11 protein-coding genes and 1 tRNA gene are annotated in these 12,777 nt (G+C 40.3%); 4 read left to right on the plus strand and 8 right to left on the minus strand.

The annotated features are described in order from the left end of the window. Positions 1–11: 11 nt before the first annotated feature. The gene (locus tag FJR05_RS10555; RefSeq protein WP_168644068.1) at positions 12–554 is read right to left on the minus strand and encodes a GNAT family N-acetyltransferase; all 543 of its coding nucleotides are present in this window, start codon (positions 552–554) and stop codon (positions 12–14) included. 272 nt (positions 555–826) lie between these two features. On the opposite strand from FJR05_RS10555, the gene FJR05_RS10560 reads away from it, so the two are divergent. Next, positions 827–964, plus strand: coding sequence for a hypothetical protein (locus tag FJR05_RS10560; RefSeq protein ID WP_168644060.1), 138 nt, complete (start codon positions 827–829; stop codon positions 962–964). Positions 965–1,314: 350 nt separating this feature from the next. On the opposite strand, the gene nadA is transcribed toward FJR05_RS10560, so the two are convergent. Then, the gene (gene nadA / locus FJR05_RS10565) at positions 1,315–2,280 is read right to left on the minus strand and encodes a quinolinate synthase NadA (protein ID WP_168644061.1); all 966 of its coding nucleotides are present in this window, start codon (positions 2,278–2,280) and stop codon (positions 1,315–1,317) included. Positions 2,281–2,430: 150 nt separating this feature from the next. Here nadA and FJR05_RS10570 point away from each other — a divergent pair, with 150 nt between their 5' ends. Next, complete coding sequence (locus FJR05_RS10570; protein WP_168644062.1) at positions 2,431–3,360, plus strand: TIGR04168 family protein; 930 nt, start codon at positions 2,431–2,433, stop codon at positions 3,358–3,360. A 58-nt stretch (positions 3,361–3,418) separates the two neighbouring features. Then, positions 3,419–3,503, plus strand: a tRNA-Ser gene (locus FJR05_RS10575). Between the two features lie 146 nt (positions 3,504–3,649). Here the strand turns inward: FJR05_RS10575 and FJR05_RS10580 are convergent. The 6 genes from FJR05_RS10580 to FJR05_RS10605 all read right to left on the minus strand — a co-directional run bounded on the left by FJR05_RS10580 (position 3,650) and on the right by FJR05_RS10605 (position 11,937). After that, complete coding sequence (locus FJR05_RS10580) at positions 3,650–4,810, minus strand: P-loop NTPase fold protein (RefSeq protein WP_168644063.1); 1,161 nt, start codon at positions 4,808–4,810, stop codon at positions 3,650–3,652. Further along, positions 4,800–6,869 (minus strand): hypothetical protein, encoded by a 2,070-nt coding sequence (locus FJR05_RS10585; RefSeq protein WP_168644064.1) that lies wholly within the window; start codon positions 6,867–6,869, stop codon positions 4,800–4,802. Before FJR05_RS10585 ends, FJR05_RS10580 begins: the two co-directional genes overlap by 11 nt. 12 nt (positions 6,870–6,881) lie before the next feature. Then, on the minus strand, positions 6,882–7,337 hold the full coding sequence (locus tag FJR05_RS10590) for a hypothetical protein (RefSeq protein ID WP_168644065.1): 456 nt from the start codon (positions 7,335–7,337) through the stop codon (positions 6,882–6,884). A gap of 327 nt (positions 7,338–7,664) precedes the next feature. Next, positions 7,665–10,361: a cyanophycin synthetase gene (gene cphA, locus FJR05_RS10595; protein WP_168644069.1), complete on the minus strand. Its 2,697-nt coding sequence runs from the start codon at positions 10,359–10,361 to the stop codon at positions 7,665–7,667. Positions 10,362–10,538: 177 nt separating this feature from the next. After that, positions 10,539–11,402, minus strand: coding sequence for a cyanophycinase (locus FJR05_RS10600; protein ID WP_096667964.1), 864 nt, complete (start codon positions 11,400–11,402; stop codon positions 10,539–10,541). Positions 11,403–11,790: 388 nt separating this feature from the next. Beyond that, positions 11,791–11,937, minus strand: coding sequence for a hypothetical protein (locus FJR05_RS10605; RefSeq protein WP_168644066.1), 147 nt, complete (start codon positions 11,935–11,937; stop codon positions 11,791–11,793). Positions 11,938–12,007: 70 nt separating this feature from the next. Here FJR05_RS10605 and trmD point away from each other — a divergent pair, with 70 nt between their 5' ends. After that, positions 12,008–12,733, plus strand: coding sequence for a tRNA (guanosine(37)-N1)-methyltransferase TrmD (gene trmD, locus FJR05_RS10610; RefSeq protein ID WP_168644067.1), 726 nt, complete (start codon positions 12,008–12,010; stop codon positions 12,731–12,733). Positions 12,734–12,777: the final 44 nt, after the last annotated feature.

Below are 12,777 nucleotides of genomic sequence, written 5' to 3' on the forward strand. Positions count from 1 at the left end.
TGATTTGTTAATTAGCAAAATTCAACATTTTGTTTTTTGCTAATTCTATATTCCACTAGATTCAAGACTTTACCACTTGCGGTAATTACATCATATTCTTTACCAATTTTACCTCCGATTTTTTCTGCAACTCTACGGCTGGATGTATTTGCTTGATCTAAAGCATATCGAAGATATTCATAATTTAAGTTTTCTTCCGCCCATAAATTTAATGCTACAATTGTTTCTGTGGCATAACCATGTTTATATGCAGATTTTTTCAACCAAATTCCATATCTTGGATATTTACTGTTAATTTTATGTATACCACTACATCCTAAAAACTCTTGAGAATCTTTCTTTAAAATCACAATTACCAACTCTTCTCCTTTTTCCATATTTAGTAAAGATTGATTAATAAAATTTTCAGTATCCTGAATTTTGTTTGCTGGTTCTGCATACAAATAAGTTGTTATTTCTTGCGTAAATTCTCTAAAAATATCCGTCTTATATGCCATTGATATGGGCTTTAATAATAGGCGTTGTGTACATATCTCGAACAGCATGAGTTCCATAGTTAGCACCAAAAACCAAGTAACTATTAAAACGATGAAAACTACATTAATACTGAGCTAAAAATAGATCCAATTTTTACTTCCCGTATTTTTCAGTGTTGTACTTAACCGAATGTAGTTAACATTTATTAAATATTTAGTAATAAAACTTTGTCATCGTGTCATGAAAGAGCTAAAGTTTTGTTAAGATACGATTACAGGAATTCAGCCACCCGGCTGTGAAGAAAAATTAGATCGTCCTAGTAGCTGTATACAGTTCAGAAGGTGAACAAATGACCACCTATATTTTTTTTGACCAAGCCCTCAAGATGCTTACCATCGCCTTTTTATCAGCACCAATCATGCTAATCGCCGCTTCGAGTATAGGTTTAGCAGTGATTGAAACCATTGAAAAAACAGGAGACAGCTAAAACCACGCTTCAAAGTAGGGACAGGGCTGAATAAAGTCTAATTTTAACAATATAGCCGAAATTGCTTAAACTGCTAGAATATTTATGCAATATAGATTTTGGCAGTTTTTGACTCCTATTGTCTCTTTATGTGCGAGAAATCCGGGTTTAGGGTGGAGTCAATCCAAAATCGAGTGACTCCTAGTAGTCTGTCAAGAACTAATTGACGGGTAAAGGCAAGTAGGGGGAGTAGGGGAGGGAAAACAGAAGTTTTTCCTATTATTACCCGTCAAAATAAATTTGACGAACTACTAGCCCATGACTTACGTTACGCTGCCATATCACGAAAAGACTTTTTCCACAAGCCCTATTTATTGGCTCATTTCTAACATTCTTTGCATGGGTCGCAGTGCGGCTATGCGGGTTTCTTCTGGAAGGGTAATTTCTGGGGTACGGTTTTTCATGGCTAAATACAGTTTTTCTAGGGTGTTTAGCCGCATAAATGGACATTCGTTACAGTTACAATCACTTTGCGGTGGTGCGGGAATAAAGTGTTTGTTTGGCGCTAATTTTTGCATCTGGTGAATGATTCCCGGCTCTGTAGCGACGATAAATTCTTGACTAGGGCTGGTTTGACAATAATTGAGTAGGGCGGCTGTAGAGCCAATATAACTGGCATGGCGGAGGACGCTGGTTTCACATTCAGGGTGTGCGATCGCTTCTGCGTGAGGATGTGTAATTTTTAACTGCACTATTTTCTTTTCGGAAAAGGTTTCATGGACTATACAGCTACCTTGCCATAACAGCATTTCCCGTCCGGTTTGTTCCATTACATACCGTCCCAAGTTCCGATCTGGAGCGAAAATAATCTCTGATTCTTCAGGTATTTGCTGGACAATTTTCACAGCGTTGGAACTGGTACAGATGATATCGCTCATGGCTTTGATTTGAGCCGAGCAGTTAATATAGGAAATGACTAAATGATTTGGGTGTGCGTCTTTGAACTCCGCAAATTCTTGGGGAGGACAACTATCTGCTAAAGAACATCCTGCATTGATATCTGGTAATAACACCAATTTATCAGGGTTGAGGATTTTGGCTGTTTCCGCCATGAAGTGAACACCGGCAAAGACAATAACATCGGCTTTGGTATTGGCTGCGGCTTTGGCTAATTGTAAGGAATCGCCAATGAAATCGGCAATATCTTGAATATCAGGATCTTGATAGTAGTGGGCTAATATCACTGCATTTAGTTCTGTTTTTAGATCCGCAATGGCGGCAAATAAATCTAAGGGTAAAATGCCTGATTTTGGTTGAGTAAGTGTAGTTGTAAACACAATTAAAAACTGCTTTTAATTACAAATTATTACGTTATGAATTTAATTATAGTAGTTTTTACCAAAAAGAGTGAGGGATTGATTCCATCAATTTATGTCCAAATCCGGTGGAGTTTCATATCCTGGAGATATACGGCTTTTTAAAGTGGCATGACCAGTCAGAAAAATCAATCAAAACCTATCAAAATTGCTGTAATTGGCGATGTTCACGACCAATGGGAAGTAGAGGACGGCATAGCGCTCAAACATCTCGGTGTTGACTTGGCGCTATTTGTCGGTGATTTCGGGAATGAGTCGGTGGAAGTGGTAAAAGCGATCGCATCCCTAGACCTTCCCAAAGCAGCCGTAATGGGCAATCACGATGCCTGGTACTCGGCGACTGAATGGGGACGCAAAAAATGTCCTTATGACCGCACCAAGGAAGACTGGGTACAGGAACAGCTAGATTTATTAGGATCTGCTCAAGTCGGTTATGGTAAGTTAGATTTTCCTCAGTGGAATTTAACTGTGGTAGGTGGTCGTCCTTTTACCTGGGGAGGACCGGAGTGGCGATTTGCGGAAATGTGTCAAGAACGCTATGGTGTCTCTAGTTTGGAGGAATCCGCAGATAAAATTGTTAAGGTAGTAAAAAGTGTTACTTGTGATCATATTATTTTTCTAGGACACAATGGACCAAGTGGTTTAGGCGATCGCGCTGAGGACCCTTGTGGCAAAGATTGGCATCCTATCGGTGGTGATTTTGGTGATCCTGATTTAGCGGAAGCAATTTCTCAAAGTCTCAACCTCAAGAAAACTGTTTCCCTAGTCGCTTTTGGTCATATGCACCGCACCCTGCGCCATACTAAGAAACTGCAACGCAAGGCTGTGTTTAGAAGTCCAGAAGGAACTATTTACCTCAACGCCGCCACTGTCCCCCGGATTATTCAACAAGACGGGATGAAGTTACGGAATTTTTCTCTGGTTACTTTGGAGGATGGTTTGGTAACAAAAGCTTCTCTAGTTTGGGTGAATCAGGATTACCAAATCGCTACTGAGGAAGTTTTTTATAATTCTTCTCTTTCAGTAGTGCCAATTCTGTAATTATATGTTATGATATTATTTGTCAGTTTTTGTGTTACACATTTCTGGCAAATAATCCGGAGAGGTGGCAGAGTGGTCGAATGCGTCCGACTTGAAATCGGATGAAGTGAAAGCTTCCGGGAGTTCGAATCTCCCCCTCTCCATTGAATGAAATTTACGTTTATGAAGATTTTATAAAGAAGTTAAGCCATTAACCAGATGTTATGAAAATGGCTTAACTTCTTTTGGTGCTTCAATGTATTTCTTGTTATCGAGTAATAATAGAGCGTGCTATCTAAAAAAATATCGTTTATCGAGATGTTTCTATAGCTTCTATAGATTTATTGGCTTCTTCATAGAGAGCATTTAAGTAATCACGCTGACGTACACCTTGAACATTACTGCCCTGTTTTAACAATTTATAAAATACTAATTGAGCATCATTTTCACGTAAAATTACATCATTTCCAGGTTGCAATTGTATATCTTGTACAAAATTTTTGGCTTCTCTTTTGGCATATTCTAAGTAAAATTTGAACAATTCTACAGCTTCTTCATCATTTTTTATAGGTAAAAGCTGAACTTCATTAGCAAGACGACCTCTAATAGCTGGAAGCATCTCACGGTAACGTTCAAGGGCATCTGTAGTTAAAGCAACCATTAAGAAAAGATATTTAGGTAGTGCATCAATTAAAGCCCGCAGAGCAGATAAATATCTTAAAACAATAGTTTTTGATAAGCTCCCATTCTGTTTTTCCAATTCATCAAGAAGAATAAAAATACCTTCTAAGGTTTTCATTTCTGAACCTAAATATACAATATCTCGTAATGCTCTCGTTTTTGCTTCTACAGTATCTAGACGAAAATTGACTCCCAGTTCAGTTTGATGAGATTTTCTGACAGGTAATCCTAACAACCATTGATATGCTAAAGATAGGCGTTCACTTAATTTTTCTTCTGAGTCAACAACCGCCAAAAGAGCTTTCAGCATTGTTTTAATTTCGCTCATTCGCACAAATTCTAATAATTTATCAGTATCATCTATCTCTTCTTTTTTCTTTGCAAGTGTATTAATTGAACGACGTAAGTAGTCTTCTCCCAAATTCTCAAATATAGACCTAATAAGTGGATCAAAAAATGGTTCTGGATCTGGAACGTATCTAATCACAAAAAATCCATGTTGAGAAAGTTTTTCATGCAAAGCATTTTCATAAGCATTCAGAAGGTTCGTCTTGCCAATTCCCTGACTAGCAGTTATTGAAATTACATGAGATTTACGATCTGAATAAAATGTCTTTACCGCAGCATCAACCTGATCATCTGCTTCTGTTGACATATGCGGATGACCACTGGTTTGTCCAGCACTGGGAAAAGGGTTGCTCAATACACCAAACTTCTTATAAAGCAATTTGGGTTGCTCTTCTTGTATGTTAGCAATCACCTCATCTGTAAATAGATTTTCAAGAGGCATCTTTAACTCCTTCTAGCTTGATACGTACAGCAGATGTACCAGGTATAAGAAAATCTCCATGATATAGATAAACTCTTTCTAACTGGGGAAGTCCGTCACTTGTCTTAATTATCCACAAATCGTGTTGTTGAAAACGAGTATCTGGAGTAGATCCTTCCGCATAGACATTAACTAAGTGTTGTTCTTGTGCTTCTTTCACCAATTTTTTAGCTGATAAGGGATGAATAGCATATTTAATGGCTAATTCTTCTAACCATTGTCCAGTAAGTATCCATTCTGTGTCTCCCTGTGAACGAATTGATTTATAAACCTCTACTGCTAAATTAGCAAACTCTGGTAAATCAGGTATGTTATTCGTGGCAACAATTCTTTTGTTTTCTATATTCAACCAAGCACAAGCCGCCTCACCGAGCTTGATATAGGTTGATTTTGCTTTATTTAAAATTGGTAATGTGCTATATTCAACACTCTTACCTTGATTTACATAGTTATATAGTTCTTCAAATGATGGTATTTTCTTCAAATAAAATAAAACTTTAATATGCTCTTCATTCACTACACTTTGCCATAGAGATTTCAGTAATTCCGTACAGATGATTTGGCTATCATTAACTTCAACAAATGAACCACTCTTCAGAAAATTTTTATACGAATTGTAACGATCTTGATGTTTTAATCCTAATTTATCTTGAGCTTCTTGATTAGTTAATTCTCCCTTGTCTACTAACATTTTCATCAGCACAAACATCTGATCTGGACTAAATCCATATCCCTTAACTATTGTTTCTATATTTTGGCTAGAGACTACATCAGTTTGATCTGGTCTTTCTATATCTGTTGATAGTGAGTTAGAGGTATTATCTATTGTTGCTGGGGATGTTTCAGAGTTAAAGTTTCCCCAAAGAAGATCATCTTTGACGTGAAGTGGTTGCCAAGTATATTCCCCACTAGGTATTCCCCATAGCTCTAATGACTCGTTAGTATGAGAATTGTGCAAGCGAAGGCAACCAAATGATACAGCTAATTCCCAAAGAACATCTGTCAGTGGTACTGTATATATTTCTTGACTGAAAGGATGAAAAATAGCACCAGTCAGTTTCCTATTATCGAACTTAGGAACAGAACGAGATTCAAAAAAGAAGACATCCATTCCTTCTGCCATCGTCATTCTAGCTAGACCTTGATCACTAGTTAGAAGGGCAAGTTTATGATCTGGACGAACTAGTGTTTGAAAGCGTCGTGCAGTTTCTAAAATTAGACGATCAGCAAAACTTCTAGTTACATTTTGTAACCCTAAAGCTTTATCTTCAGAATCACTACTAGGTGTCACAATACCTCGTAGGGGATCAGCACCTAAATCACCACGTTCTATTTCTGCATCCGAATGTAATTCTAAACGAAGTAAAGTTCTTTGACCTCCTTGACTAAGAAGATGTTGACGAAGTGTTGCAGGATTATTCTTAGTTTTGTTTTTATTTTCATTATTCCAGCGAATTTTAGAAAGATAGTTATCCACTTGTGTGACTATTTCCATATGAACTATTGCTGGTACTTTAATTCTTACCCAAGGTGTAAGAAATCGAGATAAAAAATCAAGACCTCCTTGGTGGACGGCTGACGTATCTGTAACAACTGTGAGTGGTTTCCGTAAAGGAATTTTGGCAATAGTTTCTACATCAAAAATTGGTAAAAGTAGACAAGTCCTTCGCAAAACATCCTGTAATCCTTCCCTAAAAGCCTTTTGAACACTCTCTTTATATTTATGGTCATCAAGACATTTTAAAACATTCTGATCCAGTTCTTCTGAGGATGGCATTTGCCATTCAAATCCACCAAATTTAGCAGCACAAAGTTCATCATATGTAGCTTCTATGTCAATGGATTCCCCTGTAGGTTGGCTTTTTCGTCCTGGTTGTAATTTGATAGTCCCAACATTTACCCATTGATCACGCCCAAAACATATATCTTCACCAAGATATATTGCAAAATCTTCTCCATTCTTACCTATTTGGGCAATGTATTTTATCGCATCTTCTTTACTAAGCAATTTTAATTCCATCAGCTTACTCTTTTACTGAAATGATACATTCACATCTGGAACATTAACAAACGTATCACACACCCACTGAATATGCTGGCGTAATGCCAGAAGTTGATGTTGACGAAGGTTTATACTCTCACCATTAAATAATTGTCTAGATTCTTCTGAGTCACTCCAAGATGATTCATATTTATTAGACAATATTTCATCTATCACGATGATAACTTGCTTGAACTGTTCAATTCCACGTTCTTGAACTGGCTTTGCTAGTGCAAATTTTTCCATTAATTCTTCTCGTAGTCGCTGAGTTTGCTCACTGCTGGTCACTGAACCAAAGGGATCTCCGAAAGGTTCCCAAGAGTAGAGGCACTCCTGGTAAGCTCCCATATCTGCTAAACTATTATCCTTGGTATCCAGATATTCCTTATTCCATCGGCAAGGTCGCCAAATACGTAGTCGTAATGGACTTGAACTGTTGCTGATCATCTTGATAATCTCTCATTCTAAAATATTCAAAATTATTAAGTTCAGAGGATATTTTACAACGTATTTGGTAGTGTATTAAAGACTTACACATATTCTATCGCCAAATACTTAATAATATGAATGTGTTTTATCTATAAATGTCTTTGGGAGTTTGACATATGAATAATCTTAAAGATTCTAGGTTATAAAATGGGTTACAAACTTGAACAATTTTGAATTACTAGAAATATTTATAAAACCTCTTATTAGCTTTTCACTTACAGTCAATTAACCCCCAGACTTAAATTATGAATTAGTCTGAGGGCAATTTACAAACAAGAGATGCTCCTAAATCAGTGTATTAACCACAGAAGAAGATGCTATCCCATTTTGGGAATCATTGTTAATTGATTGCTGAGGCTGGACTTCTTCCTGTACACCCCGCATTTTAATTAACTTAATAGCCCGGTTGACGCTTTCTGGCAAAACTACTACCAAACTACCATCAGCAGCCATATCTAAGGCTTTGTTAATAGCTGTGGTTTCATCCAAAATTGATTCAAAGCGGTAATTAGGCTTAACTTGGGTAATACCTTCAACAATCAAATCTGAAGCTGAACCACGAGGTCTACCTCTAGTATCATCATCTTCCTTAACAATGATGTAGTCAAAGATATCTGCTGATAATCTACCTAGAGTAACAAAGTCTTCGTCACGGCGATCGCCAGGACCACCAATTACACCAATGCGCTGTCCCGTTGTCCAGTTGCGGACAAATGACCCCAAAGCCTCGTAACTAGCAGCATTGTGGGCATAATCTACCAAAGCATGGTATTTACCCAAATTAAACAAATTCATCCGGCCTGGGGTCTGACTTACAGAAGCACGAAAGCCTCTTAAACCAGCGCGAATTTGCTCAATGGTGACATCCTGAACAAAAGCTGCCAAACTAGCGGCTAAAGCATTAGCAATCATAAATGGCGCTCTTGCACCCATTGTCAAGGGAATATTTTCTGCCCTTTCGATGCGGTGCGTCCAATCACCTTTGACAATAGACAGATAACCATGTTCATAGATTGCGGCTACTCCACCCTGTTGGATATGTTTCCGTACCAGATCCGAGTCTGGATTCATGGTAAAGTAGGCAATGTTGGCCTTAGTCTTTTCTGCCATAGCCGCAACTCGGTGATCATCGGCATTGAGTACCGCATAACCATCGGGGAAAACAGCTTCAGCAACTACGCTTTTCAGATGGGCTAATTGCTCAATAGTATCTATATCGCCGATGCCTAAATGGTCAGCAGACACATTTAATACCACACCTACATTAGCATTTTCAAAACCTAACCCAGAGCGGAGAATACCACCGCGAGCCGATTCCAATACGGCTACTTCTACGGTCGGATCTTGAAGGATAACATGGGCGCTTTGAGGTCCTGTATTATCTCCCGATTCTACTAAGAAATCACCGATATAAGTACCATCTGTAGTTGTGTAGCCTACAACCTTACCAGTTTGCTTATAAATATGGGCTAACAGGCGAGTCGTGGTGGTTTTGCCATTCGTACCTGTAACTGAAAGTATAGGAATGCGGCTAGATTGTTCGTTGGGGAACAGCATATCCATAACTGCGCCGGCTACGTTGCGGGGTATGCCAACGCTGGGGGCAACGTGCATTCGGAAACCTGGAGCAGCATTGACTTCAACAATCACACCGTCTAATTCTCTTAAGGGACGGCTAATATCTGAAGTCACGATATCTATACCAGCCACATCTAAGCCGATAATTCTCACTATCCGTTGTGCTAACCAGCGATTTTCGGGGTGAATTTCGTCTGTGCGATCTACAGCACTACCACCTGTACTTAAGTTAGCTGTAGCTCTTAAATAACAAATTTCTCCCTGGGGTGGCACACTATTGATGGTGTACCCTTGTCTATCTAGGAGTTGGTAGCTGGTACGGTCTAGTTCGATTTTCGTCAAGACGTTATCATGTCCGTCACCACGTTTAGGGTCAAGGTTTGTTTCTTCAATTAGTTCTGTAATTGTAGATTTGCCATTACCCACGACATGGGCAGGAGTTCTCTCTGCTACAGCAACTACCTTGCCATTAACGACTAATACTCGATGATCTCGTCCTACATAATATCGCTCAACAATGATTGAGCGCGAGACTTGTCGAGCCATTTCATAAGCTGCTTCTGCGTCTTCCCAGTTGCGGATATCAATGGTGATCCCTCGTCCATGATTGCCGTCTAAGGGCTTAATCACGATGGGATAACCGCCAACATATTCAATGGCTTCTTCTAAATCATCAAAGAAATTGATGACTGTACCTCTGGGGACTGGTACGCCGTTGGCATCAAGAATCCGTTTAGTAGCTTCTTTATCACCAGCTAGTTCTACACCCAGAATGCCTGTGTTATTGGTCATTGTGGCTTGAATCCGTTTTTGATGGATACCATAGCCCAATTGAATTAAGAATCTAGCTGGTAAAGGCATCCAAGGAATACCTTTTTTCTCCGCTTCTTTGATAATGGCTTCTGTGGAAGGGCCAAGGGACGCATCACGCCAAAAGTCTTTGAGGTCTTGAACGTCTTGCTCTAGTTCGGCTTTGGGATAACGTCCTCGGTCAATAATACTTTGACATAGCCTGACTGCTGCCCGGGCTGCATAGCGACCCGCTTCTTCATTTAGGTACTCAATCACTACCTGGTAAATTCCAGGTGTGGCGGTTTCACGGGTGCGACCGAAACCTACGTGCATTCCCGCTAATTCCTGGAGTTCCAAGGCTACGTGTTCCACTATATGACCCATCATGGTGCCTTCTCGCACCCGCATTAGAAAACCACCACGACAGCCTGGGGAGCAGTAGTGACCCTCTAGACTTGGCAGTGCCTCTACTAATCCTTCATAAAAGCCAGCTATTTCATTTGAGGGGGTTTCGGCAAGGTTATCTAAGTCTAGGCGCATAACGATCAGTTTGTGCCGTCGAATGCTCCAGTAATTTGGGCCGCGTAAGGTCTGGATCTTGAGGATTCTCATGGGAATAGGTAGATGGAGATTCGTAACCAAAATTCTAGTTTTTTGCTGGAACTGACCGCTAAATTTGGCATTTGAAGCAGTTTTTCCTTCTGAGGTGGAATTGATCTAAACTCTAGAGGAAGAAATCAACATGGGGTCAACTCAGTGTAACCTGAGATACTCTATATCTTCCTATCGTCAGCTAGAGATGCGATGCACAGCAGGTAAAACAGTACGTTGGTAAAGATGGAAACGATCTCCGTAACTGAGGATATGTAGTCTTAAATTATGTACGGTTAAGGGTTCGTTAGCACTAACGTTAGGTTCGTTGGTGTGGGTAAGTTCGGTAGGGTCAACAATGGTGACACTGCCTTTGCCCATAACTTGTAGCCAACCATCGCGTTCAAACACGGCACAGGTATCTTCGTCTATACCAATACCTAATCTATCTGGGTGAGCAGCGATCGCGCTAACTAGTCGCCCCATCCGATTCCGGTTATGGAAGTGTTGGTCAACGACAACTTCAGGAATGAATCCTAAGCCTGTTGCCATGTCCACCAGGGAACGATTTGGTGTTTCACCACTACCACCACCTGCGATCATGTGATGTCCCATCACGGCTGCTCCAGCGCTGGTTCCTGCTAGAGTCAGTTGTCCGGCTCTTACCCGCTGGCGGATAATTTCCATTGCGGGTGTGTCGGACAGGACTCCACAAAGACGCAGTTGGTCTCCTCCTGTCAAGAAGACACCACTACAGGCTTCAAGAGATGCTTTAATCTCAGGATTTTCGCATTGTTCCCGTTCCCGAATGTCTAATATCTCAACCTTTTCCGCACCCATTTCTTCAAAAATGCGAACGTACCTACCAGCAATAATGGCAGGCTCACGAGAGGCTGATGGAATTATTGTAATATACGCCTTGTTACCACCAGCGCGAACAAAAAAAGTTCTTAGAATTTCACGTCCATGAACTTTATCTTCTGCGCCTCCGATAACCAGTACGGCGGTTTTAGTAGCTTGGGGTGTCCTCATTTCCAGCGATTTAACTTCTAACTGCGGCATTGTGTTTCTGCTTGAGGGAGTCAACAACTTCAGGTTAATTGAACAAGGTTTGGTGCTTGTTAATTTTTGCCTTTGGCTTTGATGAGAGGACACTGTTTGACGCACACGATGCCTCAATTTTCTCATGTCCGTCGTTCTCATGGCCAGCATCTTGTTTTTTACCTATCTACTTTTTCCAGATGGCTTTCATAGTGCTAAATTAACTATAATTCCCTTCTGGACTTAGGATTTAGTCGGTCTTGACACTCTTACTTCTGAGGCTAGTTGGATGTATCCCGGAAGTTGTTAACTTTGGTGGGATTATTAATTTAAATTTAGTAGTGACAATATTTAAACATAAATTAAGTAATTAGAAAAACTTTTGAGGTCAGTTGTCAGTGGTCAGTTGTCATTGGTGAAAACGATTCTTCTTCCTCTTGAACTTCTGAACTCCTGAACTCCTGACTCCTGACTCCTGACTCCTGACTCCTAACTCCTGACTCCTGACTCCTGAACTCCTGACTCCTGACTCCTGACTCCCGACTCCTAAATCCATGCTAGGTTATCAGTTATGGTATTGGCTAGGTATCTCCCCTTAAAATTAGTTCTATCGAATACGAATTACTGTGCGTTTTGATATAGTTACACTTTTTCCTGACTGTTTTACGTCAATTCTCAGTTCTGGTTTATTGGCTAAGGCTTTAGCTAAACAGATTGCTCAAGTGCATTTAGTTAATCCTAGAGATTTTACTACGGATAAGCATCATAAGGTGGATGATCAACCCTATGGTGGTGGCGTGGGAATGTTGATGAAGCCAGAACCAATTTTTGCGGCTGTGGAGTCTTTGCCGATTCTACCCCGTCGAAATGTGATTTTGATGAGTCCCCAAGGACAACCGATGAATCAGCCCTTGCTGCGCGAATTAGCCACGAATTACGACCAGTTGGTTGTGATCTGTGGTCATTATGAAGGGGTAGATGACAGGGTGCTAAATTTGGTAAATCGGGAGATTTCTTTGGGGGATTTTATTCTAACGGGGGGAGAAATTCCTGCGATGGTTTTGATTAATGGTGTGGTGCGTCTGCTTCCGGGAACTGTGGGTAAGGAGGAATCTCTGAAGACGGAAAGTTTTGAGGAATATTTGTTGGATTTTCCCCAGTACACTCGTCCGGCAAATTTTCGTGGTTGGCAAGTCCCAGATGTGCTACTAAGTGGTAATCATGCAGCGATCGCTCGTTGGCGTTTTCAACAACAAATTGAACGCACTGCTTCCCGTCGTCCTGATTTATTGGAAAAATGGCAAGAAGAGAGGGAGCAGGGGAGCAGGGGAGTAGGGGAGCAGGGGAAGTAGGGGGAGTAGGGGGAGTAGGGGGTGATGACTGTACCTCTGGGGAC

The sequence above is a fragment of the Dolichospermum sp. UHCC 0259 genome, from assembly GCF_009711935.1.
Lineage (GTDB): Bacteria > Cyanobacteriota > Cyanobacteriia > Cyanobacteriales > Nostocaceae > Dolichospermum.